The sequence below is a fragment of the Bacteroides mediterraneensis genome (assembly GCF_025993685.1).
GTDB lineage: Bacteria > Bacteroidota > Bacteroidia > Bacteroidales > Bacteroidaceae > Phocaeicola > Phocaeicola mediterraneensis_A.
This window is the reverse complement of sequence record NZ_DAJPEN010000001.1, coordinates 1,596,396-1,621,747: the sequence shown is the minus strand read 5'-3', so window position 1 is coordinate 1,621,747 and position 25,352 is coordinate 1,596,396. Positions and strand designations below refer to the sequence as shown.

At 46.2% G+C, this 25,352-nt stretch carries 24 protein-coding genes and 2 pseudogenes; 6 read left to right on the top strand and 20 right to left on the bottom strand.

The features are described from left to right. Positions 1 to 188 precede the first annotated feature (188 nt). From OIM59_RS06705 to OIM59_RS06620, 18 genes are all read right to left on the bottom strand, one after another. The gene (locus tag OIM59_RS06705; protein WP_303895830.1) at positions 189 to 644 is read right to left on the bottom strand and encodes a glycoside hydrolase; all 456 of its coding nucleotides are present in this window, start codon (positions 642 to 644) and stop codon (positions 189 to 191) included. A 47-nt stretch (positions 645 to 691) separates the two neighbouring features. After that, on the bottom strand, positions 692 to 1,195 hold the full coding sequence (locus tag OIM59_RS06700; protein ID WP_303895828.1) for a DUF3872 domain-containing protein: 504 nt from the start codon (positions 1,193 to 1,195) through the stop codon (positions 692 to 694). After that, on the bottom strand, positions 1,192 to 2,052 hold the full coding sequence (locus OIM59_RS06695; protein ID WP_303895826.1) for a toprim domain-containing protein: 861 nt from the start codon (positions 2,050 to 2,052) through the stop codon (positions 1,192 to 1,194). The genes OIM59_RS06700 and OIM59_RS06695 overlap by 4 nt, the downstream gene beginning before the upstream one ends. A 6-nt stretch (positions 2,053 to 2,058) precedes the next feature. Continuing rightward, on the bottom strand, positions 2,059 to 2,616 hold the full coding sequence (locus OIM59_RS06690; protein WP_117866308.1) for a conjugal transfer protein TraO: 558 nt from the start codon (positions 2,614 to 2,616) through the stop codon (positions 2,059 to 2,061). Beyond that, the gene (gene traN, locus OIM59_RS06685; protein ID WP_303898185.1) at positions 2,613 to 3,527 is read right to left on the bottom strand and encodes a conjugative transposon protein TraN; all 915 of its coding nucleotides are present in this window, start codon (positions 3,525 to 3,527) and stop codon (positions 2,613 to 2,615) included. Before traN ends, OIM59_RS06690 begins: the two co-directional genes overlap by 4 nt. Before the next feature lie 46 nt (positions 3,528 to 3,573). Continuing rightward, positions 3,574 to 4,878: a conjugative transposon protein TraM gene (gene traM / locus OIM59_RS06680; RefSeq protein ID WP_303898183.1), complete on the bottom strand. Its 1,305-nt coding sequence runs from the start codon at positions 4,876 to 4,878 to the stop codon at positions 3,574 to 3,576. A gap of 252 nt (positions 4,879 to 5,130) precedes the next feature. Then, positions 5,131 to 5,754: a conjugative transposon protein TraK gene (gene traK, locus OIM59_RS06675; RefSeq protein ID WP_004326315.1), complete on the bottom strand. Its 624-nt coding sequence runs from the start codon at positions 5,752 to 5,754 to the stop codon at positions 5,131 to 5,133. A 32-nt stretch (positions 5,755 to 5,786) separates the two neighbouring features. Continuing rightward, the gene (traJ, locus tag OIM59_RS06670) at positions 5,787 to 6,800 is read right to left on the bottom strand and encodes a conjugative transposon protein TraJ (protein WP_004294973.1); all 1,014 of its coding nucleotides are present in this window, start codon (positions 6,798 to 6,800) and stop codon (positions 5,787 to 5,789) included. A 3-nt stretch (positions 6,801 to 6,803) separates the two neighbouring features. Next, the gene (locus OIM59_RS06665) at positions 6,804 to 7,433 is read right to left on the bottom strand and encodes a DUF4141 domain-containing protein (RefSeq protein WP_009121388.1); all 630 of its coding nucleotides are present in this window, start codon (positions 7,431 to 7,433) and stop codon (positions 6,804 to 6,806) included. Next, complete coding sequence (locus tag OIM59_RS06660; protein ID WP_004294975.1) at positions 7,430 to 7,789, bottom strand: DUF3876 domain-containing protein; 360 nt, start codon at positions 7,787 to 7,789, stop codon at positions 7,430 to 7,432. Before OIM59_RS06660 ends, OIM59_RS06665 begins: the two co-directional genes overlap by 4 nt. Before the next feature lie 43 nt (positions 7,790 to 7,832). After that, a complete protein-coding gene (locus OIM59_RS06655; protein ID WP_303895821.1) occupies positions 7,833 to 8,447 on the bottom strand; it encodes a hypothetical protein in 615 nt (204 codons plus the stop codon). A 5-nt stretch (positions 8,448 to 8,452) separates the two neighbouring features. Beyond that, entirely contained in the window at positions 8,453 to 10,972 is a 2,520-nt protein-coding gene (locus OIM59_RS06650) for a TraG family conjugative transposon ATPase (protein WP_118929313.1), read from the bottom strand. Beyond that, positions 10,969 to 11,292 carry a DUF4133 domain-containing protein gene (locus OIM59_RS06645; RefSeq protein ID WP_303895818.1) on the bottom strand — a complete coding sequence of 108 codons (324 nt, stop codon included), beginning with the start codon at positions 11,290 to 11,292 and terminating at the stop codon, positions 10,969 to 10,971. The genes OIM59_RS06650 and OIM59_RS06645 overlap by 4 nt, the downstream gene beginning before the upstream one ends. A 3-nt stretch (positions 11,293 to 11,295) precedes the next feature. Further along, entirely contained in the window at positions 11,296 to 11,688 is a 393-nt protein-coding gene (locus tag OIM59_RS06640; RefSeq protein WP_004294113.1) for a DUF4134 domain-containing protein, read from the bottom strand. An 88-nt stretch (positions 11,689 to 11,776) separates the two neighbouring features. Beyond that, positions 11,777 to 12,436: a DUF4122 family protein gene (locus OIM59_RS06635; protein ID WP_303895816.1), complete on the bottom strand. Its 660-nt coding sequence runs from the start codon at positions 12,434 to 12,436 to the stop codon at positions 11,777 to 11,779. Then, positions 12,424 to 12,690 carry a DUF3408 domain-containing protein gene (locus tag OIM59_RS06630; protein ID WP_303895814.1) on the bottom strand — a complete coding sequence of 89 codons (267 nt, stop codon included), beginning with the start codon at positions 12,688 to 12,690 and terminating at the stop codon, positions 12,424 to 12,426. Before OIM59_RS06630 ends, OIM59_RS06635 begins: the two co-directional genes overlap by 13 nt. 110 nt (positions 12,691 to 12,800) lie before the next feature. Further along, on the bottom strand, positions 12,801 to 13,238 hold the full coding sequence (locus OIM59_RS06625) for a DUF3408 domain-containing protein (protein WP_005776852.1): 438 nt from the start codon (positions 13,236 to 13,238) through the stop codon (positions 12,801 to 12,803). A 5-nt stretch (positions 13,239 to 13,243) separates the two neighbouring features. Continuing rightward, complete coding sequence (locus OIM59_RS06620) at positions 13,244 to 13,996, bottom strand: ParA family protein (protein WP_005776850.1); 753 nt, start codon at positions 13,994 to 13,996, stop codon at positions 13,244 to 13,246. 748 nt (positions 13,997 to 14,744) lie between these two features. On the opposite strand from OIM59_RS06620, the gene mobA reads away from it, so the two are divergent. The 6 genes and pseudogenes from mobA to OIM59_RS06590 all read left to right on the top strand — a co-directional run bounded on the left by mobA (position 14,745) and on the right by OIM59_RS06590 (position 21,680). Beyond that, entirely contained in the window at positions 14,745 to 15,167 is a 423-nt protein-coding gene (gene mobA / locus OIM59_RS06615) for a conjugal transfer protein MobA (protein WP_303895810.1), read from the top strand. Continuing rightward, positions 15,152 to 16,414 carry a conjugal transfer protein MobB gene (gene mobB, locus OIM59_RS06610; protein WP_303895808.1) on the top strand — a complete coding sequence of 421 codons (1,263 nt, stop codon included), beginning with the start codon at positions 15,152 to 15,154 and terminating at the stop codon, positions 16,412 to 16,414. Before mobA ends, mobB begins: the two co-directional genes overlap by 16 nt. Before the next feature lie 62 nt (positions 16,415 to 16,476). Continuing rightward, positions 16,477 to 17,628: pseudogene (locus tag OIM59_RS06605) on the top strand (YWFCY domain-containing protein); the annotation flags it as partial. 537 nt (positions 17,629 to 18,165) lie between these two features. Beyond that, positions 18,166 to 19,983 (top strand): reverse transcriptase domain-containing protein, encoded by a 1,818-nt coding sequence (locus OIM59_RS06600; protein WP_303894874.1) that lies wholly within the window; start codon positions 18,166 to 18,168, stop codon positions 19,981 to 19,983. Positions 19,984 to 20,093: 110 nt separating this feature from the next. After that, positions 20,094 to 20,978, top strand: a pseudogene (locus OIM59_RS06595) (TraM recognition domain-containing protein); the annotation flags it as partial. A gap of 288 nt (positions 20,979 to 21,266) precedes the next feature. After that, positions 21,267 to 21,680 (top strand): hypothetical protein, encoded by a 414-nt coding sequence (locus tag OIM59_RS06590; RefSeq protein ID WP_303895804.1) that lies wholly within the window; start codon positions 21,267 to 21,269, stop codon positions 21,678 to 21,680. Between the two features lie 3 nt (positions 21,681 to 21,683). On the opposite strand, the gene OIM59_RS06585 is transcribed toward OIM59_RS06590, so the two are convergent. Further along, positions 21,684 to 22,967 (bottom strand): sigma-54 dependent transcriptional regulator, encoded by a 1,284-nt coding sequence (locus tag OIM59_RS06585; protein ID WP_303895802.1) that lies wholly within the window; start codon positions 22,965 to 22,967, stop codon positions 21,684 to 21,686. After that, positions 22,948 to 25,266, bottom strand: coding sequence for a hybrid sensor histidine kinase/response regulator (locus tag OIM59_RS06580; RefSeq protein WP_303895800.1), 2,319 nt, complete (start codon positions 25,264 to 25,266; stop codon positions 22,948 to 22,950). The genes OIM59_RS06585 and OIM59_RS06580 overlap by 20 nt, the downstream gene beginning before the upstream one ends. Positions 25,267 to 25,352 lie beyond the last annotated feature (86 nt).

Here is a 25,352-nt window from a genome sequence, read left to right as displayed (position 1 = left end):
ATAGATCAATTATGAAGAATAATTTCTTAAAATATCCAATTTTTACAGAATATCTGTCGGATAACGTGGAGAGAATTATTATATCATAAGAAATAATTATATAATAAACCAAAGTCTTGGTTTAAAGGTTTGGTCAAGGCCTAAAACTATAGTGCCTATAGAAAGCATTCATTGCAAACAGTATTCCATTAACGTATATAAAGCAGGTTGTATTCTTCTTTTCTTCTCCTTTCAATTGACGGAATTTTCTTTCCCTTATAGTGACAATATTGTATGAAGTCCACATAAATGTCCCGGTTACCGGCTTCCAGTTTCCTTATCAACGTGCTTTTGGACATCCTGCCATAACCGAGCAACTTATATGGTCCCACCTGGTATGCCAGACATGCAACCAAAAGCGAATCCTTTCCCAGATGACGGAACAATGCACACATTTCTTTCAGATCCTTTCTCAGAATACTGTCTCCCTCACTTTCTGTCAGTCTGGCGGGAAACTTTTCCCCTTTTCTGATACGGTGACCGTATGCAACATACGGATGATGTTCCGGACCATGCCATCCTTCATATTTCTTGATACACCTGACAGCCGTTTCCCAACGTGAGTCTTCCACATTCTCCTGTGCACGCAAAGAAGTTACCGTCATGGCCAGTACCACCAATGGCAGTACTGACCTTAGAAGTCTAACGGTTATTATAGGGCACCTCCTTCCTGAACTGACAATGAATCTTCCACAGTACCTGTTTCTTCATCACCTGCATCGTTGAAGTCAAATTCCATTTCTGTCATGTTTCCCCAATTGTCTTCGACAACAACAATGAAGTTCTGCGCCTCGTCACATAGTGAAGTATAATACAGCCTGAACTTCCGGTTCTCCAGCAGATAACGGTCATTCGGCTTGAATTCAAGACCGTTGTCCAGTTTCAGGGAACCTTCCCCGTCATACTGGAAATAACGGATCGTATAGACCGTTCCGTCAAAATCGCCGTCACTTTTGAGTTCACATCGTATTTCCGCCGTCTCATTCTTGTTCAGTTCCTTGGGAACTGGCATTGTTTCCACGGTAAACGGATAACTCTGCTGGATTTCCAGCTCGGATTCACACGAGGTCAGTACAAGACTGACCAGACATATGCAGAACATGGCTATCTTGCCTGTCAGCCCAAATCCTTTTCTTATATTCTTTTCTGTCTTCATTTGTTTTCCTTTGTTTTTGTCAGATATTCATTCAAGTCCTTAAATCCATCATACAGACCGGAACAGTCCATAACCTTATTCCCGAAATGTATGTTCAAAGTCTCCAGTGAGGTAATCCCGGCCCGGTCACGGTCAAGAAAGCACCGGATTTTGCCGTAACCCTCCAGAACGGCATACGACCGTTCCAGATTGGATACAGAGTTCAGCACCAGGCAGTCCTCGTCCGTCACAGTCCGCAATACCAATGCCGAAAGGAAATCCACAAACCCTTCAAACACACAGCACGTATCCTGTTTCTTTCCGGACAGGGACACACAGGAAATGTCCTTGGGAGAGATGCATCCCTTGAACATCGGGTTACGGAGTTCATAACCGCCGCTCCGGTTCATGAAGCCTATGGCAAAATACCGTTTGCCCCGTATTCCGTATGCCACTTCCTTGCAGAATCTCCCGGCTATGGCCGGATCAATTCCTCTCTCTTTCAGATAAGCTTTCAAAGCCTCATGACTCAGTTCCGTCACTTTCACGTCCTCGAATCTGGAAACGCGGGGTATCTTCTTACGTTCCTGTAAAGGCCGGAGGGGAAGGATGCCGGATTTCCCTGAAAGGAACTCCAGCTGTTCCATGAAACCGGTACTTCCGGTCAGTTCTCCGGCAAGATGGAAGATGTCACCTCCCTTTCCGAGGCCAAAATCAAACCAGACATTCCGCTGCGTATCCACCTTGAAGGATGCGGTTCTCTCATTTCTGAAAGGGGATCTGAACCAGACATCATTTCCTTTACGGGATACCGGTACATGCCCCATACCTTCAAGAAAACCTACAAGGGAAATCTGTCTAATCTGTTCCAGTTCCATAACCCACTAATTTATCATAAAACGAATGCCGATTCCATACTGGGTATGGCAATGTCCGAGACTTCCGCCCCACAGGAAACGCTCACGCAAGGAAGCCGTCAATGCCACACGGTCGGCAAGGTACAGTTCCATCTCCAGCGTCAGGGCACAGCCGTACACAAAGGCATCGCCGTTTTTCAGGGTGGCCCCGTCATAGAGCTTTTTATCGGACCAGTTTACCGTCTCATATCCGGCCAGTGCCGATCCTCCCAGATTGAGGAAGAACACTTTTCCCGCATCGGAAAGGAAATTCAGGTAATATCCGCCTTCTGCCGTAAATTGCGCAGAAGGGATGGTCACATGACGGTAACCGTGCTTCATGTGCAGGTATTCCGCTCCATATACCCATTTATTCCCGCCTTTGGCATAGCTTGAAAGTGTCATTCCCATATAGTATCCGTTATCGGAAGCCATACCTCCACGCATTTCCACACCCTGCATCCTTGGCAGAATCCGCTGGGCATCTGCCTGTCCTACGGAAAGGACAAGCAGCAATGCCAGCATATACAATACTTTCGTTCTCATCGTACCTTCAGCTCATTTATGGTTTCCGCACGCACCAGGTCTTCGTTGACCACCTCAAAACTCTGGTAACGGCCGCCCTGTTTCTCATACATCTCCACAACCAGTTTCTTGTCGTCCGGTATCGTAAACTTGGGAAGGGCAAATACCGTACATTCCGAATCCCTGCCGTTTACACGTGTCACATAATTATAGGCACGCAGCGGATAAATCACCTGCTCCTGCATGGCCGTACGCTTCATCACCTTTTTGTCCACCACCTTGAACGTAATGAAATCCACGTCAAAGGGCACATTCGAGGAGTTCTTTACCTGGGTATGGAAATAAAGCAGGTCATTATGAGTGTACAGCCCTTTGAGCAGATACTGGATACCGAAACGCTTGCAGCCGATATGACGGATACGGCGTTTGTCATTCTCATACACGGATTTCATGATAAGACGTACCAGACGGGGGGATTCGTTATCCAGCTCGGTCAGATAGATTTCCATGACATTGTTGGGACGGTTCATCGATTCTCCGTCATGGATGAAATCACACATCTCCACATTCAGCAGCAGCGGCTCATCGGCATACTTCACGTTGAATGTATAGAAGTTCCCGTCTTCGGTTATTACAGACATATTGGTCTCCTCCCTGAAATTGCGTGTCGTGGCCTTTACTCGGATTACATTCTCGGCACCGTCGGCCTTGCCGGCTATCAGGTTTGTAGAACCAAGATCCACATACTTGACCGGAGCAGGGAAAATGACATGGACAGTCTTGTCATACGTTATTTCCAGTCCGTGCGGCGGAATCATCTGGCTGAAACCGATCTTGCGGGTCAGCCCCTCATAATAATCACCGCTACTCTGCTGCGCCCAGGCAGCCGATACGCCCAGTAAAAGGGCAAACATCATCAGAATCTTCTTCATGTGCTTTTGTTTAATGGTTGTCTTTTCTTTCATAGTTTCCTGTATTTCATCTCTCCGGTGAATGGAGCAGTACCCGGTGTCCGGCCTTCAAAGTAATCTTTACCGTACGCATCCGTTTGGATATGTACTGGGAAACGCCCTGTATCACACCTTTTCCCAGATCTGAGGCAATCTGCGCCCCGGCATCGGTGGAAATGTTGATGCTGCTGTTCATCGAGGTTCCCATGTTGGCGGCAATCTCCCTGGCAGCGTCATATTCCAGTGAACCCGGCACCAGGATTCCCTGCTGTCCGTCCAGATCATAGACTTCCAGTTCCACCGGCAGGATAGTTCCCTTGTATTCCACGGCATTGACCATAATTTCCAGCCGTTCACCCTGTATGCGTGTGCCACCTACCAGTACAGTCCCTTTCGGTACGAAACGTCCGGCAACGGACATGGGCTCGGTAAGCCGCAGGCGCAAAGCCTGTCCGTCGGATACGGTCTGTGTTCCGTGTACACAGGCAGCAATGGTATTGCCTTCGGTTACTGTCTTCCGGCCGACAGCCGTATTGAAACCGGCATTGCGTTCTCCCGAAAAGGCGGATATGAACTCTTCGTCGCTCATGGGTCTGGAAAGCGAGGATACCACCTCATTGTGGACCTGTTTCACCGGCATGGCTTTTTTGTCTTCCGCTTTTCTGACAGGAGAAGGAGTCTCCACAGCCTGACGGTTATTGTATTTGGCGGCCAGTTCGTAGGATTTTTCCATCAGGGCCATCTTTTCCTCCATGCCTGACAGTGGCTCCTGCTTCTGCTGCTGTTGCTGCATACGCTCCAGTTCCTCAATCCTTTCCAGAAGCCTTTCCTTTTCCGGATCGGCCCGCGGTTCATAAATGCTTCCCAGCGTACGGTTCATCTCACGGTAGGCTCCGGCCGAGGAACTGATCGGTCCGGCACTACCTCCTTCTATTTCAGTTTCCATGTTTGTTTGTCTCTCCGGTGGAATGTTATCGGGAAGGTGGATACTGTCTTTCCGTTCCTCTTTGGCAAACATGGACTCCGCAGCTTCAAAGAATGTCTTCCTTTTCCTGCTTTCCTGTTCCATCAGAGCCTTCTCATAGGCATCTTTCTTGTTTCCTTCCAGGCGGCTGTCCTCGGGAGAAGGGATTTCCGTATTGAATCCCTGTCCTTTATCCTGCCGCTCCCGTTCCTGCCCGGAAGATGAGAATATCAGATAGAAACTTCCCAGACACAGCAGGAACATCAGAGGATACACAACAAATCTGGCGCGTTTGCGTTTCTGTTCTTCACTCAGCGGCTTCCTGTCCTTTGAGAACCGGAGCCTGAACGGTTTCATCAGCCGTTCCATTACTTTCTTGACTTTTTCTTTCTCCATTTCTTACAATAGATTGAATGAACTCCATACGGAGTGAATCCTTTTCCATAAATTCCATTCCGGATTCCCTGTTCTTACTGCCTATAAACGGTCTGCATGCCGTATAGACACATGCGGCGGCAAACGGGACAAACAGTATCCAAAGAACGGCCTTGCGCTGTTTAACGGTAAGTCTGTGGCAGAACCTCCTGAGTTGAAGGTCCGCCTGTCTCGTCAGGTTCCTTTTCATCGCTCTACGCTCCTTATGTCCTTGTTTTCCAGTATGGTCAGATGTTCGATGATAAAGCCGTTGGGATTGTCATCGGAACGGGAGGTATTCTGAAGCTGGCAGTCAGTCACCAGCGAACGTTCCGTCACGTTGCTCTCACGGATAATCATCTGGCGGGCATACGTTCTGGCCCTGTAAGGGTAACCGGAAAAGTCGCAGACCACGCTGTCTACCCGTACCACCTGGTTGATATTGCCGGAAATGAGACGGTTGTAATATCCTTTCTCGGCAAAATCCACATAGTAATGATAGGCGCTTTTGTCCGCCAGCTGCAAGGCACGGTTGATATTGTGCTCAATGGCATCCTTCTGTGGCGACAGCCCGAAAAAGAGCTCATGGAACCTTCTTACATGCTCCCTGGCTTCAGCCGGACGGTTCTGTGAAAGATCCTGCGAAAGGGCAAGCATCAGTGACTTGCCACCATCGAGTACATAAATTTTCTCACGCTGTTTCTCCGCAAAGCGGTATGAGTTCCACAGGGCAAAGACGGTCACAAGCGTGCAGCATCCGACAAAGACCGCAAGCATCAGGCGTATCCGTCTGAAACTGCTTTCAATATTGGTCAGTGATTTGAATTCCATCTGTTTTCATGATTTTTATGTTCCTGTTCTGTTTATTTTCCACGCAGACGCCCTCCGATATTTCCCAGTCCGGAACCTGCGGCACCGGCTGCAAATCCTCCGGCCTTGGTCGCGGTACGGTTGATGTTGCGGTTGTAGTTTCCGGCACCGCCTGCCTGCACAATCCATCCGGCCACGGTCGGCACGGTAAAATATCCGATGATACCTATCAGCATGAAGATCACATATACCGAATTGGAGTTGTCCAGCGAATAGTTCGGATTGTTCTGGAGCTCCAGGATGTCGTTCTGCAGCATAAGTACCTGAATCTTGGCCAGCATACAGCTGAAAAGGTCACTCACGGGAAGCCACAGATAGACGGAAATGTAACGTGTGAACCACTGGCTGAGCGTGGACTGGAAACCGTCCCACACACTGAAGGCAAAGGCAATGGGACCAAGGATGGACAATACAACCAGAAAAAAGGTCCTTACCGTATCTATAAGCAGGGATGCCGCGGCAAAAAGCAGTTCCAGCAGACTGCGGAAGGCGTCCCGGATATTCTTTTCCAGATTGTACATGCCCACTTCCATATACATGCCCATGCGGGTTGCCATGGCATCAGGCGACCATCCGAGCTCGTCCAGCTGACGGTCAAACTCCTCATCGCTGACCAGATAGGCCGTTTCCGGATTGCGGAGCATGGCTTCACGTTCCAGCCTGTCCTTCTGCTCACGGTACTGCTGCATGTCCATCGTCTGCCCCTCAAGCATCTTGTGGGTTCCCTGCACAATCGGGCTCAGCACCGTATTCATCGTTCCGAGTACCAGGGTCGGGAAAAGCATGATGCAGATGCCTATCGCAAACGGGCGCAGAAGCGGATACACATCTATCGGTTCGGCACGGGCAAGCGACTGCCAGACACGGACGGCCACATAGAACAGGGCACCGAGTCCAGCAAGTCCCTTGGCCACGTCCAGCATATCCTCACAAAGGGGCATCATTTCATTGTAAAGGCTCTCCAGAATGGTATGGAGATTCGAGAAATCCACGGATAACAATACCATAGGCTACCAATATTTGGAGGTGTCATTGCCATAGAGCTTCAGGACACGGTCAAGGTCATTCTTCTTGCGGGCACGCAGAAAACTCACGGCTATATTCCTGTTCGTATAGTAATTCACGAGATTGCGGTAACGGCGCATACTGGCATAACAGTCATCCACCACATCCATACGGTCCTTGTCGGTCATGGAAAGGGTGCTGACGTTGATTACCTGCTTGAGGTCCTGCAACACCCCGTTGCTCTCTTCCAGAAGTTTGGTATAACCGAAAGCGATGGCATCCAGCTCTTCGGGAGAAAAGTTCTCGTCACCCAGCATCTTCTGGAAATTGGTCACGTAGATTTCCGACACGTCACCGACCATCAGGATAATCTCACTGACCTTACGGGCATCTTTCACCAGATTGTTGACGGACTTCAGGGCATCATAGTATTTCTTGTACTGCTGGTATATCTTCACCGTCTCCGCAAAATTCTGGGCGGTACTTGTCGCAGTTGAAGAGGTATGCACGATATTGTCCGACATGTTGATGATACTCTGGGCAAGGTTTCCCGGATCGGTCACCACCCACTGTGCCCGTATCTGTCCGGCAAGAAAAAAGGTTCCTGCACAAAGCAGCAGCAGTCTTTTTCTCATGGACGTACCTCCTTCCTTACATAATCACCGTTCGGAGAAAAGGTCAATACGTCAGCCGCCTCATTGTAGGCGATGTCTATGCGGTAGCCGGTATTAATGAACAGGTTACCGTTTTCTTCCACCAGCAGATAGGTTTCCGGCTTCAGCTTCCGTGTCTTTCCGCTACGGGCGAAGACCGTCACCTTGTAGGCGTCCCCTTCCTTATATATAAGAACATCGGGCTTGCCTTCCACACTGCTCCATGAACCGCACAGGCGGTCACAGTCCTTGAACCTGCTCTCACTGCAGCTCTGCAGCAGCAGTGATGCCGCCCCGATCAGGCAGGCGGCCAGTCTGTACAACTGTCTGTTTTTCATGTCTTGTTTTTTTAATGATGTTGTTCTTGTTTTACTGAAACTTTCAAAGTCCCATCTTGCGTCTCTTTGGCTTCGGACTGACCGGGATGCTGACTCTTCCGACCAGCCTGTCTTTGCAGACTGGCTTCCGGCATTCCTTGCGGATAGCATTGTCGTCCTTTTTGTTTGGGGACTTCAGGTCAACCATGGTTTCAAACCTGGCATAAAGTTCCTTATAGGCCTTTTCTGCCTGTTGCCGTCTGATTTCATCCGGGGAATTCCGGTCAATGCCGTATTTCATGAGAAAACCGGAATTGATGAAAGGGCTGTCAATATTCTTCGGGTTGGCTATGAAACCTCCCAGCTTTTCCAGTTCCCCATACAGCTTGTCGAGATATTGCACGGGAGGAGGGGAACAAAGCCGCTCGAAGACCTTCTCCACGGCATGTGTCAGTCTTACATCGACCTCTATGGCATCGGGTATCTCGCCTCTGAGCCTTCTTTCCCTGTAATCTTCCGGTTCCATACTTTCAAGCCGGTGGTACAGCTCATAGTCCTCTGAAAATCCGTAATGTTCACGGATATCCTTCGGTATGTCCCATCCGTTCATCAGGGACCAGTAGAGACATTCGATTGTCTCCTTACGCTTTCTTTCATCCGATTCAAAACTGTCATTCATAACCGTCATGCTTTACCGTTTGACCTTTTCCTTTCCCTTCTCATTTCCGCAATGCGTTTCACGGCCAGTTCCAGATTTCCGCCCAGTTCCTTGGCCAGCTTCTGCAATTCCAGCTTTTCCGACTCTTCCGTGGTATATACGGCATATTCCTCATCGCTGACTTCCGTGGCATACACGGCCGAATGGGTACCGCCAAGACCGATCCAGACCTCACGGTAGAAACGTCCGGGATGGTTGGCCTGGTTAATGGACAGGATCTGTCCGCGTTCCTTGTCGGTCAGTCCGAGAAGCCGCTGGATATGGTCGAACTTGTTCATGTATTTCCGCTGGTCAAGAAGAATCTTGCAGTCACTGTTGTTGATGATAGCTTCCTTCACGACAGGGGAACTGATGATGTCATCCACTTCCTGGGTGACCACAACAGCCTCCCCGAAATATTTTCTGACGGTCTTAAATAAATACTTTATGTACTCACTCATATTGGCGGACATCAGGGCTTTCCAGCATTCCTCAATGAGTATCATCTTGCGGATACCTTTCAAACGGCGCATCTTGGCGATGAAGGTTTCCATGATTATCAGCGTGACCACGGGCAGAAGCACCTTGTTTCCGCTGATATTGTCCAGTTCAAATACGATAAAGCGCTTGTTGGTAAGATCCAGTTCCTTGTCCGAATTAAGCAGGAAATCATAATCACCGCCACGGTAGAACGGTTCCAGCACGTTCAGGAAACCGTCGATGTCAAAATCCTTCTCACGGACTTTCTTCTCCTCAATCATCCGGCGGTAGTCATCACGCACAAACTCGTAGAATCCGTTGAAATCGGGTCTGACATCCCTGTTTTCCGTTATCCTGCGGATGTATGCGTTCACCGCTCCCGAAAGGGCCACTTCTTCCGAACGCCTTGGGGCTTCATCCTCACGTTTCCAGAGTGTGAGTATCAGTGTCTTGATGCTTTCACGCTTTTCCACGTCAAATTCCCCGGAATCCGTATAGAACGGATTGAAGGCGATGGGATTGTCCTCCTCATAGGTGATATAGATACCGTCCTCGCCATGTGTCCGGTCATGAATCAGGCTGCAAAGTCCCTGATAGCTGTTTCCGGTATCCACCAACAGGATATGGGTACCCTGTTCATAATACTGGCGGACAAGGTGGTTCGTAAAGAAGGATTTACCGCTGCCGGAGGGACCGAGTATGAACTTGTTGCGGTTGGTGATGATTCCCTTGCGCATGGGCAGGTCACTGATGTCCAGATGAAGCGGTACGCCGCTCTGCCTGTCCGTCATACGGATACCGAACGGGCTGGGCGAACTGCGGTAATTCGTTTCCGAAGCAAACAGGCAGACAGCCTGTTCCAGAAAGGTATAGAAACTTTCCTCAGCCGGAAAATCGCCCGCATTGCCGGGAATACCAGACCAGTACAGCACTGGGGTATCTATCGTGTTGTAATGGGGTACGCATCCCATCAGGGCAAGCTGGCTGCCGGTATCGTTCTTGATACGCCTTAACTCTTCCTCGTCTTCCGCCCAGGCCAGCACGTTACAGTGGCACCGTACCGGAACAAGCCCTTTCGTATGCGCCTCGTCAAGATACATTTCTGCCCATTCATAGTTCACGGCATTGCTGCGGCTGTATTTCGACAGGGACAGCATGTTGCGTGAAGTCTTTTCCATGCGTTGCAGGATTTCCTGCGCGTCATCGATAAACACGTACTGCGAATAGACATGGTTGCATGAAAGCAGAAGTCCTACCGGAGCCGCAAACGAAAGACGGCAGTCGCTACGGTCCGTGGACAAGCGCTCATAGCGCATGTCCGTGCCCACGCTGCCGGGAAGGTCTTCCGTATCGGAAAGCACATGCAGGCAAAGACGTTTGTCACCGATGCGCATGCGTTCCGGATCAAGGCAGATGTCCTGTAATACGGGGTGCGTGTCTTCCATTCCGAGAGTCAGGTATCTTTCAATCAGACCGGGACATTCTTCCGTTCCGACAACCTCTTCCGTCCTGAGACGCTTCATCCTGACATGCCCCGAATCGTTCATGATACGCTCGAACTGCTCCACCGCCTCCAGGAATTTCACGACCGAGTCCCAGTCCGTGATTTCCTTGGGAAGGATATAGCCGCGGCACAGGGTACTGAAATCACTGCGGCGGCGGGCACGTTCGCGTGTGGTCTTTGTCAGGTACAGGAAGCAGCGGTGCCTGAGATACGGGCGTTCGTTGAAATGACGCTCATAGCTGCGGGACAGGAAACTTTCCGTCCCGTCTCCTTCGCTCCGGTAGTTTTCCTTGACGAACCAGTCCTGCTTGTACACGACCGAATAATTGGGAAGCACCTTCATGGCCTTTACCCAGGTACCGTGAATGGCTTCGTATTCCGCAGCCGTTACCGTGTACAGTTCAGGCAGCTCGACCTCGAAGGCTACCGTAATGTCCGCATCCTTGCTTACGATGCAGTTGTTTTCCACGGCCAGAATCGGAAATCTGTCTTCCAGATCACAGGCCTTCAATACACTTCTCATTTCTTTCTCTTCTTTTTGGTTAATGCTCTGAATATTCTGAGACGGGCTGACAGATAGCGCGGATGGCGTTTTTCGGCCAGCATCTTCATCAGCCCGTGCTCACCGTAGCGGGCATTCATGCGGAAGGTCAGCCATACGGCCAGAGAACCGGATACTGCTCCGAAAGACAGGCATAGCAGCTGGCTGACACCGGCCATATACAGGACAACCACCGCAAGAAAGACCGATACAAGACCTCCGGCAAAAAAGAACAGGTACTGTGATTTCAAGCCCTTGAACTCAATCGGACGGCCTGCTCCTTTGTTGATACGGTAATCCATGGCTTACAGGAAGAAGGAACGGAGAATGGTGGCGGCCACAATCAGGAAGATGCAGGCGAAGAACCAGCTTGCCGCAGTCTTGGACGTATCCGGATCACCGCTGCTGAACTTTCCATACGTCTTGATACCGCCGACCAGACCGAGTACCGCTCCGATGGCATAACACAATTTGGTGGCCGGATCAAAATACGAAGTCATAAGGCTGGTAGCCTCATTGATACCGGCAAGACCCTGTCCCTGTGCGAAGGCACCTGCCGCTGCCAGCACACACAATACTGAAAATAGGATTCTTCTCTTCATTGTCGAATCATTTTGGGGTTTGACATAAATTTTGAATTCGACTGCAAATATATAAGGCTTAAACCGCTGTGATACAACACCGTCATCAGGTGTCACCAGATGTCATCAGATGTCATTCAGGAAGCCTTACAGACATAAAAAAAGCATCCCGAAAAGATTTCCGGGATGCCTGAATATATCGGTGTCAGATATATTTCCGCCACTTGTCAGACGGTTCATTCCCATCCTTTACTTTAAGCGGTTTGGGATTGCCGTCCTCGTCAAGATACCTGTCTATCAGTTCCTCTACAATCGCGGAATTCTCCATATTGGAAAGGAACACGTCAATCAGGTTGGTCTGCCTGATGGAGAACAGGACACGAGCTGCCTGCATGGCCTTCTCATGGTCGGCTTCATCCTGATGTGTCAGATATTCGCCGAGTACTTCCATGTCCCTGCTGGACAGAACAGGTGATACGGATTCCACTTCGGGAGACTCCGCATCAAGGTCTTCCTGGACTTCCTGCAGGAGTTTCATCTTATCCAGCTGAAGGTTGCATTCCACATCTTCTTGCTGCACATCTTCCTCCTCACCGATAAAATTCCTTTCAAGTGGCTGGCTCATGAAGGGAGCGGCAGTCTTTCCGGCATTCTCGTCCAGATAGACATAACGGGTACTTCCCATCACTTCTGTATCTGAAACCGCAGATTCCGTTACGACAGTTTCTTTCTTTTCCTTCTTCACGCAAGGTTTCCCATAAAGCAGGGTACAAACAGTTTCGATACGCCTTCTCCAGCCATACACGCTGTACAGCAAATAGCCTATACAGACAATCCGTACACAGAAGTATATCAGCTCTTCCATAAAGAATCCTTATAGAGAAAACATTCAAGTTCATTCTTCAGCAATTCTCCGTGGCGTTTCAAGTGTTCCTCCACGATATTGCTCACATAGACTGAAACACTCATGCCGGGAGCCATAAACGGAATAAGGCGGCTTGCCTTGTTGTACAAACCGCAACGAATACGAATCTGACGTCCTTTCCCGACTGGAGCATCGTTCAGATAGACACGGCTATATTCGGGAAAGCAGTTCGCTATTCCTATTTTCTCATTCAAATCTCTGACCTGTCTTTTCAGTGAACAAATCTTATTGGACAGTACATAAACGCAACATAACAGCAGACCGCAAACCAATACGGCAACAGTCAATACAATTCACATCATTTTCAGAATGTTTTTGGGGTTTTTCGGCGAAACAGCTCGCCAAGCTCTTCACTGTAAGTCTCAAGATGGTGTGCCAGCACATTATCCAAAAAAGCGGGCACACTCATGTCATCACTCAGAAGGGGAAGGATACGGGCCAGCCTGCAATACATGTCATAGCTGATATAGGTCTGCTTTCTGTGTACGGACTTCTTTCTGTCCAGAAACAGTTCCTTGTACATTTCCACCTTCTCTTCCAGTCCGGGATCGGCGCGTATCGTTTTGCGGGACTTTTCCTGTCCCTGTGTCTTTACTTCCGGCACATTTTTTTCCTTTTCTGTGACAGGAAGAACATTCTCACCGACATCAGTTCCAGATTTACCGCAGGAAATGGATTCACTGGCCATCATGTCCTTCAAGGCATCCTCATCCACCTTGAATATCTCTCTTTTCTTTGCCATAGTTCTTATCCCGGAAATATGATACGTTCCATCTCCTGGGCAAACGCCTCAAGACGGCTGTCTTTCAGTAGTGATTCGGAAGGAGGGAGAAGGGTGCAGCGGAAATGCTGTCTGGAAGAGGGTGTCATTTCCTTGTTGAAGCGTTCAAGATCCGGAAGTACGGTTTCAAAGACCTTCAACCCCATACGGAGCACTATTGCATTATACATTACATACAGTTCCTTGGAAGTACGGCTGTCCATACGGTTCCAGAATAAACGTATGTCCTTCAGGGGAGCTTCCGGATGCTGTCCGATAAAATCCTGAACGGTCGATACAAAGGAAAGGCTGCTCTGCATGACCATACGGTCCTTTACAATGGGAGTAAAGATAAAATCCATGTTCATGACGGACTCGAATACACCACGGGAGTTCACCGTTCCGGGAAGATCGAAGAATATCAGGTCATAGTCGCCTTCCAGTTTGCCGGGAATCTCTGCGGCTGCCTCCGGCGTGGAAGTGACGATCGGATAGGCCTTACGGGAACCGTCTTCAAACTGACGGCAGAAAAGTCGCTGGTGATACTCGCTTTTCTCAAGGTTCTTCAAATCCCTTCCCCTTAGTTTTTCCAGACTGAACTGTGGATAGTCACAGTCAACGACAGCAACTTTCAGACCTTTTACATAATTAAAATAACTGGCAAGAACCGCTGTTACCGTGGACTTGCCCACACCGCCTTTCTGATTGCTGAAGGCGACAAGAATCGGACGTTTGTTCATACCTTTTGTTTTTGGGGTTAATATTCACTTTTTCTTTCACTAATCTTATAATGGCATTACGCTATTGTGATACTATATTGCCATGTTATTATGTCCTTATATTATTACAATATTATGTTGCCGTGTTATTATGTCCTTATGTTATTGCAATATTATGTTGCCATGTTATTATGTCATTATGTTATTGCAATACTATGTTGTTACGTTATTATATCCTTATGTTATTGCAATGCTATATTGCCATGTTATTATGTCCTTATGTTATTGTAATACTATGTTGCCATGTTATTATGTTATTATGTCCTTATATTATTGCAATACCATGTTGTTATGTTATTATGTCATTATGTTATTGCAATATTGCACGCTTAAATCGCGTCAAAAATAAGGTCTTTCAAGCATACAGGTAATATGTAACCAATACCATGACATCAGATGTCATCAGGCGTCATTATATGTCATACAATCCGCTATTTCACAACTGTTTACACGGTCATAATTTTGCAAAGTCAGAACCGATGAACGGCTTGGAACATCTTCCGACGGACAGCAGCACGCCGCTCACGTCGCGCAGCAATCCGCCGGAGGTGGATTCTCTGTTCAAACGAACAGAGCAAGTTGTGTCTTTGTCCGACAGAAAGTATTCTGTCCGACAAAGACCAACTTGCCCTCCCTCACGGTCGGGGGATTTTCCTTCAAAGTCGGAAAATCTGACGGAGAAAGCAATATAACCCAAAAACAGAAAAGCATGGAGAAAAAACAGGCAAGAAGGACAGGCAAAAGAACGAAGACTGATCCGGCGGACTACAAGTACAGTTTCCGCTTGAACGCACAGGAGAAAGGGAAATTCGAGAAACTGTTTCTGGAATCCGGAGCAAGGGACAGGACAATCTTTATCAAGAAATCAATCTTTTCAGAACAACTGAAGGTAATCAAGGTGGACAAGGTTTCCATGGACTATTACATCCGGCTCGGGGAATTTTACAGACAATTCCAGGCAATAGGCAACAATTACAATCAGGTCGTAAGGGCCGTACAGAAAAACTTCGGGGACAAAAGGGCGATGTCCCTGCTTTACAAACTTGAAAAGGCTACCCTGGAACTGATACTGCTCAACAAGCAGATTATGGCATTAACCAAAGAATATGAACAGAAATGGTTGCAAAGATAAGTCACGGGGCAAGCCTTTACGGAGCACTGTCCTATAACCATGAAAAGGTATTTCAAGGGACGGCGGAAATCCTGTCCGGACACCGGATGATTTCCGACCGCCCGGGATTGCCGAGCGAGGACATGCGTTTGGCTCTCCTTTCATTTGAGAACCATATGACGGCAAATAGGAGGACGGACAAGCCGGTCCTGCATATCGCCCTCAGTCCGGCACCGGAAGACAGGCTGGACAATGACAGGCTGGCGGAACTGGCAGAGAAATACATGCAGAAAATGGGATATGGTGACCAGCCGTTCATCGTGTACAGACATGGCGATACCTGCAACACGCACGTACATATCGTAAGTGTATGCATTGACGATGAAGGAAGGAAAATCAATGACTCCTATGAACACCGCCGTTCCATGATAGCCTGCCGGGAACTGGAACAGGAATTCGGACTGCGTAACAGTGCGGATACGGAAAGACGGAATCCGAAAGCGGAACTGAAAAAGGTGGATGCCTCACAGGGGGATATACGCCACCAGATAGGAAACACACTGAAGGCCGTACTGGAGAGCTACCGTTTCCAGAATTTCGGAGAGTATTCCGCACTGCTTTCCACACTGAACATTGAAGCCCGACAGGTTCGGGGCGATTACATGGGAACACCCTATACGGGTATCATCTATTCGGCTACAGATGATAGTGGGAAAGTGGTCAGCCCTCCAATAAAAAGTGTAAGGTTCGGCAAGCGTTTCGGAAATACGGGACTGTCCGAATGTATGTTACGGCATACACAGGACTTCAAGGAAGGCAGATGGTCGCCGGTCATATCCGGCAAGGTAGTATGGGCCATACGTAACGCAAAATCGGAACAGGAATTCAGGGAACTGCTGAAACAGGAGCACATTGATGTGGTATTCCGAAGGAACGATACCGGACGTATCTATGGCGTCACATTCATAGACCATGAACGGCGTGAGGCGTTCAACGGTTCACGTATGGGAAAGGAGTTTTCCGCCAACGTATTCAACGGCCTTGTCAACTGGTGGGAAGGAATACCCTGGCAGGACAGACAACAGTCCGGTCCGGAGGAACTTTGGAAACAGTACGGTCACCGTATGGAAGAAAACAGTGCGCTTGAACAGGCGGCAGGCATCTTCTCCTTTGAGGCAAATCCGGCAGTCGATTACGAGGAAGAAGCGTTCCGTCGCCGCATGAAACGGAAAAAGAAACCGCAGAAGCGCAAATCACGCGGTATCTGATCAATCAAAATGAGTCAATAACAGGGGGAACAACGGATTCCCCCACAATCATCTACATCATTATGCAACAGGAAGACGATTTGAGAGCCCTTGCCAAGATTATGGAATTCGGCAGGGCTGTCAGTATTTTTATTCTGGTAGTCCACGTTTATGTGTACTGCTATCCCAGTATGAGTGCCTGGCATCTGAATCTGGATGTCATAGACCGGATACTGATGAACTTTGACAGGACAACCGGTATATTCGGCTGTATCCTTTGGACAAAACTGATGGCAGTTCTTCTGCTGGCCATATCCTGTATGGGTACTATCGGAGTCAAGGGTGAGAAAATAACCTGGCAGCGTATATGGGCGGTACTTACTGCCGGGGCGGTTCTATTTTTCATGAACTGGTGGCTGCTTGACCTGCCTTTTCCGCACGAAGCGATTACTGCTCTATATGTGGTGACACTCGCTGCCGGTTATCTATGCCTGCTCATGGCGGGACTGTGGATCAGCAGGCTTTACAGGCATAACCTGATGGAGGATGTGTTCAATATGGAAAATGAATCCTTCATGCAGGAGACAAGGCTGATGGAGAATGAATATTCTGTCAATCTGCCAACCAGATTCCAGTATGGCGGCAAACTCAACGACGGATGGATCAACGTGGTCAATCCTTTCCGTGCGACCATCGTATTGGGAACACCGGGTTCCGGTAAATCATACGCAGTGGTGAACAACTACATCAAACAGATGATTTCCAAAGGTTTTAGTACCTATATATATGATTATAAATTCGATGATCTTTCTACCATTGCCTACAATACCTTATTGCACAATATGGACAAATACAAGGTAAAGCCGCATTTTTACGTCATCAATTTTGATGATCCACACCGCTCACACCGCTGCAATCCCATCAATCCGGAGTTCATGACAGACATATCTGATGCATACGAAGCAAGCTATACCATCATGTTAAATTTGAATAAGACCTGGATCGAAAAACAAGGGGACTTCTTTGTAGAGTCTCCGATTATCCTGTTGGCAGCTATAATCTGGTATTTGAAAATATACAAAAATGGTATCTATTGCAGCTTCCCTCATGCCGTGGAACTGTTGAACAAACCTTACTCTGATTTGTTTACCATATTGACTTCCTATCCGGAACTGGAGAACTACCTTTCACCTTTCATGGATGCCTGGAAAGGTGGGGCACAGGATCAGCTCCAGGTGCGCCCATAAGGGCATATAATAAATATAGCTTTGGCAAGCTATTAGGTTCGTGTTCTTTGAAATAATAACCTATCACCAGCCGACTTATCCATTCAACGAAAGACGATGGGGAGTGTAGCATGTCGGTAAAGCCACAAGTAGACTAACTGTCAAGTCTTGACCGAGTGGCGAGGTGAAATGATAGATATGAGGATAAAGCCTATACTGGTTGAACGATAGTCCGAGCGGCTCGATGGTTAAGCCTTAACGGAAGACAGTTACAGACGTTATGCTGTGATACCCAACTTCTCCCTGTAGGTCGATTGGGCAAAAGAACTTGTCACAGAGCAACTACATAAATAGTAAAGGACGAAAATCGTATCCGACAATCTATCAAGCCAAATAGTTATTATATGTCTAAATGGGGATTGCCTAAGTGGGGCAACCCATATGGCAACAGAGCTTCCGTAGTAGTCCGAACAAGGGAAAGCCTTGTACATGGCGAAGGGAAGCAGCCATTATCGTTTAATGTTAATTTTGGAAAGTGTGAGAGACATGAAAAGAAATCCAGAAAAGATATTAAACAGTCTAACACAGCATAGTTCCGACTTGGAATACAAGTTCGAACGTTTGTATCGGATACTGTTTAATGAAGAGATGTACTACATAGCCTATCAACGAATATATGCCAAACAAGGCAATATGACTAAAGGAGTTGACGGAAAAACCGTCGACGGCTTCAGTATGTCCCATATTGAGCAGTTGATTGATACGCTCAGAAATGAGACGTATCAGCCTAAACCCTCACAGCGAGTTTACATTCCAAAGAAAAACGGAAAAATGAGACCGCTGGGTATACCGTCATTTATGGATAAACTTCTTCAAGATGTTATCAGAATGATTTTGGAAGCCATCTATGAGGGCAGTTTTGAAAATACCTCACATGGTTTCAGACCACAACGAAGTCCTCAAACTGCCCTCTCAAGCATTCAAAAGTCATTCAATGGCACAAAGTGGTTTATCGAGGGAGACATTAAAGGCTTCTTCGATAACATAGACCACGAAGTATTGATAGCCATTCTTTCAGAAAGGATTTCTGATAACAGGTTTATCCGACTTATCAGAAAATTCCTGAATGCGGGATATGTTGAAGATTGGATATTCCACAAATCATACAGTGGAACTCCGCAAGGGGGTATTATAAGTCCTATATTGGCGAATATCTACCTTGACAAATTTGACAAGTACATCAAGGAGTACATCACAAAATTCAACAAAGGGAAAAGACGCAAGGAAAATCCGATTGCAAAACAACTCGGACATCGTAAAGCCAAGTTAGTTACAAAACTACGAAACACTGTTGATGAAACGAAACGTAAACAATTGTCTGCGGAAATTAGAGAAACTGTCAAAGAACGACTGAAATATCCTGCCGGTGATGAAATGGATGACAGTATCAAACGACTGAAATACATAAGATATGCAGATGATTTTCTAATTGGAGTAATCGGTAGCAAGCAAGATTGTATCCAAATCAAAGAGGACATAAAGCAATTTATGGCTGATAAATTGAAGTTGGAACTATCTGACGAAAAAACTCTGATTACCAATGCAAGAAAACACGCTAAATTTCTTGGTTATGATGTCTTTGTGCGAAAATCCAATGATACATGCAGAGATAAGAACGGTCATTTGACAAGGTCGTTAGACCACAAGATAGTATTATATGTGACTACCGAAACAATGCGAAAGAAACTTCTTGAATATGATGCTGTTAAAATTACCAAGCAGAACGGGAAAGAAGTTTGGAAGCCAAAAGGTCGTCCATATATGAGATGTCTTGATGATTTGGAGATTATAAGTCAATATAACTCTGAAATCATGGGGTTCTACAACTACTACTCGATAGCAAACAACAGCCCCGTTATTGACTCTTTCTACAACATTATGGAGTATAGTATGTACAAGACATACGCCGCAAAATACACTACTTCCCAAAAAAAGATTATTGCGAAGTACAAGAAAAACGGTGTATTCTCCATACCATACACAAACAAGAAAGGGTACGAGGTTAGACGTGAGTTTTATGACAAAGGTTTCAAACGCAAGGAACTACCGAACCGTAATTTAGATGACAGATTACCTAACACAGTCGCTATAACGGGTGGCAGAAATGGATTGATTACAAGACTAAATGCACGTGTATGTGAAAACTGCGGTGCAACCGACAATCTTGAAATGCATCATGTTCGCAAACTCAAAGACTTGAAAGGTAAAAGTGATTGGGAAATAAAAATGATTTCCCGTAACCGTAAAACATTAGCAGTATGTTCAGTATGTCATCACAAAATACATTCGGGAAAGTTAGACTGAATGATAAGGTGGAGAGCCGTGTACGGGGAGACCTGTATGCACGGTTCGGAGGCGAGTGCTTGGAAACCTACCATTGTAACAAATGGAAAGGCGCCGGGTGCTTAGCCTATGGCCAGATAGCTTCCGCGAAAATTCCGCTTACCAGAATGATTTCTCCACAGCTGTACTGGGTCATGACAGGCAATGATTTTTCTCTGGACATCAATAATCCGAAGGAGCCTAAAATCCTTTGTGTGGGCAATAATCCGGACCGACAGAACATCTATTCCGCTGCGCTCGGACTGTATAATTCCAGAATCGTCAAACTGATAAACAAGAAAGGGCAGCTTAAAAGCACGGTCATTATAGATGAGCTTCCTACCATCTATTTCCGAGGGCTGGACAACCTGATTGCGACGGCACGTTCCAACAAGGTGGCGGTCTGTCTGGGATTTCAGGACTTCAGCCAGCTTAACCGCGACTACGGTGAAAAGGAAAGCAAGGTAATTCAAAATACAGTCGGCAACATATTCAGCGGTCAGGTGGTCGGTGAAACAGCCAAGACACTTTCTGAACGCTTTGGAAAGATTTTACAAAAACGGCAGTCCATATCCATCAACCGTCAGGATGTCTCCACATCGATCAACACCCAGCTGGATTCCCTGATTCCTGCATCCAAGATTTCCAATCTTTCACAGGGTACGTTTGTCGGTTCCGTGTCGGACAATTTCGGGGAGAAAATAGACCAGAAGATTTTCCATGCTGAAATTATCGTGGACCATGCCAAAGTAAGTGCGGAAGAAAAGGCTTATAAAAAAATCCCGGTTATCAACACGTTTAAGGACAGTGAAGGGAATGACATCATGCTCCAGCAGATACAGCGTAATTATGACCAGATAAAGGCGGATGCCCAGGCTATCATCAACGATGAAATGGAACGTATAAAGAACGACCCGGAACTATGTGAACGGCTGGGAATAGAAAGTGCAGAAGAGGAGAAAAGAAAAGCTGAATAGATACAGAATGACAAATAAATCCTGAATCAATTTGATTTTCAGGGAACATTCCTTATCTTTGAACTTGAAATAGAACATAACGGCGGATTACGGGATGTTTTCCGCTGATTATATACATAAGTCGCAAGAAGTCTCAGGTAGGAATCTGGTAAATTTCAAAAAACGATGACTATTGCGTGAGGCTTATGCTATACCCTATAGCGTGAGCCCATGCAAGTTATCGTTTGGGCTTTACCAGAGCCTCTACCTGAAACTACATGGGTTTCATGCTTTTTTACAGATAGAGGTATGGCAAAAGTACAGATTATTATGCCCGTCACATTGGACGGTTTCCTGCCGGACAAAAATGAGGAACTGATGGAATGGCTCAGGACAGACCGGAACGGCTTCCCTTATTGGGAAGAACGGGCTACATTCAACATGTATCCGCATTACGGTATGCTTGATTTGATGGATGCAAAAGAGAGACGAGACAATAACTGTACCTTCTTTATGAAAGTACAGGACGAAAAAAGTGCCGAATATGCTGGTGGAGTATTTTTCTTCCGACTCGCAGATGAGCTGGTCATTTACTTGCTTCCAATATCATACAAAAGTGGGAAAAACATAACTGGAAAGATTCAATTCGGACAATGGACTTTACGTGAGTCCAAAACATTCCGAAACAATGTATGCAGACTGGTATACAGCCTTAAAGAATAAAGATTACTTCAGACCAAGTTTCTTCATTTTCTTGTACAGGGCCGTACGACTGCAACCGAGTTCCGCTGCTGTCTTACTGACATTACCATGATTTTTATCAAGCAGATTTCGTATCCTTTCCTTTTCCTGAATGATACGAATATCCGGATTGTCACTACAATCTACATTGTCCAGTCCCAAGTCACAGACATCCAATAATGCATTATCCGCAACAATTACCGCACGTTTGATCTTTGCGTTCAATTCCCGCACATTACCCGGCCAGTCATATCCCAACATACATGCTCTCGCTTCTTCGGTAAATCCCTCATTCTTGACACGGATTCTACCGGAATGTTCTTTTCTGAAGAATTCGGCAAGCGGAAGAATATCGTCTTTGCAATCTTTTAATGGCGGTTGAACAATTTCGAGTTCTGCAAGGCGATAATACAAATCCTCACGAAAGCGACCTTCCTTCACCGCTTTTTTCATATCCTCATTGGTAGCAGAAATAATACGTACATCCGTATGTTTCACTTTATCACTCCCTACCGGATTAAACTCCTTTTCCTGAAGGACACGCAGAAGAAGAATCTGCATGGAATACGGCATATTACCGACTTCATCCAGGAATAAGGTTCCTCCATTAGCGGTTTCAAAATGCCCTTTTCTGTCTGAAACAGCTCCTGTAAAAGCTCCTTTGACTGCACCGAAAAATTCAGAAGCCTGCAAATCGTCAGGTATGCTTCCACAATTGACAGCAACAAAAGGCTTCTCACGTCTGTCACTATAACGATGTATCATCTGGGCTATCACTTCCTTACCGCTTCCGCTCGGACCGAGTATCAGGACTGAAAGTTCCGAAGGTGCCACACGACGAGCCAGTGAAGCGGCTTTCCTTGCGCCTTCGCTGGTACGTTCTACAAAAGAACGCTCCTTACGCACTACAACCGGACTTTTCATCATACTGTGCATTAATTCAAGCAGTTGTTCCTGGTGGACAGGCTTTTCCAGATAATCCTTTGCTCCGAGCTTGATGGCACGGACAGCATCCGAAATACAGGCATAATCCGTCATGACAATAAAAGGAATTTCCATACTGGAACGTATCATCCATTCCAGAAGGCTGATACCGTCACCTTCCGGCAGGCGCACGTCTCCCAATACCAGACTGATTTCGTTTTTCTTCAGGATACTACGTGCACCGGGTTCATCTATAGCTGTCAAAACTTCGTAACCGGCTTTATGCAGCCATTTTTCAATCATGCCGCTAAGTATCATATTGTCCTCAACAATCAGTATTCTCATATTTCCTTAATTCTTTTTCTGTTTCTTCTATCAATTTCTTTACCCACTCTATAATCAGAATTGCATGTTCACAAATAAAATCATCACTACTGTCCATATCATGTAACCGTTCTTGAAAATCACGCAACAAGTATTCCTTTCCTAGCATTTCCCATACAGGTATCATTCGATGTATTGTTTTTCTCATAACTTCACGGTCATCATCTTTCAAGGCTGATTCCAGGTCCTCAAGTTCCTTTCTGGATTCATCGACAACCAAAGATAACATATGCATATTATCATCCGTACCTTCCAATAAACGGGAAAAATCAAATTCACCGGCATCTGATACTTTTGCTTGAGACATAACGGATGATAAAAAAGTCAGCAATGCATATATATTGAACGGCTTATGAATACAACCTACGAACCCTTCTTTTTCATAAATATCAGTATTGCTGTCACCACGGGCTGTCATGACTGCTATCGGAATCGTTTTTGAATTGCCAATATCTGAATTTCGGAGCAACCTTAACAGAGCGAACCCGTCGGTGTCCGGCATTTGTACATCTGTCAGCACCATATCATAATCCGATTGCCCAAGAGCAGCCACGACTTCCTGGAAATTCATACAGCTTGTGCAGGAAACTCCCTTACGCCCAAGCATGTCTTCCGCTATTTTCAACAATATAGGATCATCATCCACAACAAGCACATTCTTCGGTAGAATGGTTATCGAATCATTATCAGGCTTGTCCGCTTCCACAAGTTCATCCGTTACGGGTAAAGGGAATTCAAGCTTGAAAATGCTCCCCTTTCCCAGTGCGCTTTCCACAGCTATAATACCATTCAGGACTTTGACCAGTCCTTTGGTCAGAAAAAGCCCTAAACCGAAGCCCTCGGAATTGACATTCTGTGCGGCACGCTCAAAGGGGGCAAATATTCTTTTCAGCGTTTCCTCATCCATACCGATACCGGTATCCCTGATTTCAATGTGCAGTTTCCCTTCCAAATATTTTGAATAAAAGCTTATGGTTCCTGATGGGGTAAACTTGATGGCATTGGTCAGTAAATTGGCCAATACCTGCTCCAGCTTATCTGCATCGCCCTTTACAACAAAAGATGAATTTTGATGTTCAGATTGAAGATATAAGGCCTTTGCAACAGCCTTGCGGGAAAACTCGTCTGAGATGCGTTGCAGGAAACGGTCAAGATAAAATGGCGTGTCGTTACGCAAATCACCGGCTTCATTGATCCGATAGGCATCCATCAGGTCATTAACCAGGTGCAGAATATGATGACAGGAATGGCGTATATCCTCCAAATATGGTTCGCGTTTCTTTTTTTCCCGTGTTTGGGAAGCCAAGTCTGCACAGTTATGAATATTACCGAGCGGGCCACGGATATCATGAGAAACGGTCAGAATTATTCTTTTTCGCATTTCAAGCAAATCCTCGTTTTCCAGAACGGTTTGTTGTAGTTTGACTTTTATCTTTTCTTCCTTACGTATATCGGATAGAATAATGAAAAAAGAAATAATAAACAGAACGATAACAATACTTATCACTATAGCAAACAGTCGGAAGGATTTCCATCTTGTCTCCGTTATTTCCAGATACTGTTCTGTAAATGACTGCTGTATTTGGTTATCAAGAGAAGAAACAAAATCATATAACTTGTGATTTAACAGCCTATTCTGTAAACGCAGACTGTCTGCATACGCTTCCATCTGATTATTCCGCCAATCTCTGGCAGAAGTCAATCTTTCATTGAAGTCCTGTATTTCATTTGTGATGTATGGAACTTGTACCGTCTCTTTCTTTCCAAATAATCCGGCAATCCCTTTCTTTTTCTTCGTTATTGTCTTCATCCGAACAGACTGTGTGGCTATTACAGGTAATTCATTCGTAAGAATACTGTCAGACTCCTTCCAGGATTGGACAGCTTTCATTATCCTGAACAGATGTATCTCTTTCGCCTCAAGCAGTACCCGTAAAGAGTCTATCTGAACAGGACGTAAGAAATTTCCACATCCGGATTTTATTTCAAGCAGAATACTGTCTGTTTTAAGACGCTGATAATGGTATCTGTTATAATCTGATTCATCCCATGCAATAACTGATTCGCCTAAAGTTGCCAATCTGGTAATATACAAATGAGCCTTATGGATATTTTCACGGGCATGATTGGTTTTATTTATAACATCCTCAAATCTTCGAAAGCGGAAACGCTCATTGACCATAACAACAGTCAAAAATAAAACTATAGCTGTTATAATGATATAGCCTAGAAATATTTTTTTACGTAATACTATGCTCATTTAAGCATTTTGATTATTAACAACATGAATACTTATTTTTCAAAATAACCCTTATATTAATAACATCAATCACTACTGTCCACTAA

Excerpts from the sequence above, each read along its gene's own strand:
- OIM59_RS06580 (WP_303895800.1), bottom strand. The coding sequence starts at position 25,266 with ATGAGCATAGTATTACGTAAAAAAATATTTCTAGGCTATATCATTATA.
- OIM59_RS06645 (WP_303895818.1), bottom strand. The coding sequence starts at position 11,292 with ATGGATTACCGTATCAACAAAGGAGCAGGCCGTCCGATTGAGTTCAAG.
- OIM59_RS06655 (WP_303895821.1), bottom strand. The coding sequence starts at position 8,447 with ATGAATGACAGTTTTGAATCGGATGAAAGAAAGCGTAAGGAGACAATC.
- mobB (WP_303895808.1), top strand. The coding sequence starts at position 15,152 with ATGGTTGCAAAGATAAGTCACGGGGCAAGCCTTTACGGAGCACTGTCC.
- mobA (WP_303895810.1), top strand. The coding sequence starts at position 14,745 with ATGGAGAAAAAACAGGCAAGAAGGACAGGCAAAAGAACGAAGACTGAT.
- OIM59_RS06700 (WP_303895828.1), bottom strand. The coding sequence starts at position 1,195 with ATGAAGACAGAAAAGAATATAAGAAAAGGATTTGGGCTGACAGGCAAG.
- OIM59_RS06625 (WP_005776852.1), bottom strand. The coding sequence starts at position 13,238 with ATGGCAAAGAAAAGAGAGATATTCAAGGTGGATGAGGATGCCTTGAAG.
- traM (WP_303898183.1), bottom strand. The coding sequence starts at position 4,878 with ATGGAACGGCTGATGAAACCGTTCAGGCTCCGGTTCTCAAAGGACAGG.
- OIM59_RS06650 (WP_118929313.1), bottom strand. The coding sequence starts at position 10,972 with ATGAGAAGTGTATTGAAGGCCTGTGATCTGGAAGACAGATTTCCGATT.
- OIM59_RS06705 (WP_303895830.1), bottom strand. The coding sequence starts at position 644 with ATGACGGTAACTTCTTTGCGTGCACAGGAGAATGTGGAAGACTCACGT.
- traN (WP_303898185.1), bottom strand. The coding sequence starts at position 3,527 with ATGAAGAAGATTCTGATGATGTTTGCCCTTTTACTGGGCGTATCGGCT.
- OIM59_RS06585 (WP_303895802.1), bottom strand. The coding sequence starts at position 22,967 with ATGAGAATACTGATTGTTGAGGACAATATGATACTTAGCGGCATGATT.
- OIM59_RS06590 (WP_303895804.1), top strand. The coding sequence starts at position 21,267 with ATGGCAAAAGTACAGATTATTATGCCCGTCACATTGGACGGTTTCCTG.
- OIM59_RS06665 (WP_009121388.1), bottom strand. The coding sequence starts at position 7,433 with ATGAGAAAAAGACTGCTGCTGCTTTGTGCAGGAACCTTTTTTCTTGCC.
- OIM59_RS06600 (WP_303894874.1), top strand. The coding sequence starts at position 18,166 with ATGAAAAGAAATCCAGAAAAGATATTAAACAGTCTAACACAGCATAGT.
- OIM59_RS06660 (WP_004294975.1), bottom strand. The coding sequence starts at position 7,789 with ATGAAAAACAGACAGTTGTACAGACTGGCCGCCTGCCTGATCGGGGCG.
- OIM59_RS06620 (WP_005776850.1), bottom strand. The coding sequence starts at position 13,996 with ATGAACAAACGTCCGATTCTTGTCGCCTTCAGCAATCAGAAAGGCGGT.
- OIM59_RS06635 (WP_303895816.1), bottom strand. The coding sequence starts at position 12,436 with ATGGAAGAGCTGATATACTTCTGTGTACGGATTGTCTGTATAGGCTAT.
- traK (WP_004326315.1), bottom strand. The coding sequence starts at position 5,754 with ATGGAATTCAAATCACTGACCAATATTGAAAGCAGTTTCAGACGGATA.
- OIM59_RS06695 (WP_303895826.1), bottom strand. The coding sequence starts at position 2,052 with ATGGAACTGGAACAGATTAGACAGATTTCCCTTGTAGGTTTTCTTGAA.
- OIM59_RS06690 (WP_117866308.1), bottom strand. The coding sequence starts at position 2,616 with ATGAGAACGAAAGTATTGTATATGCTGGCATTGCTGCTTGTCCTTTCC.
- traJ (WP_004294973.1), bottom strand. The coding sequence starts at position 6,800 with ATGGTATTGTTATCCGTGGATTTCTCGAATCTCCATACCATTCTGGAG.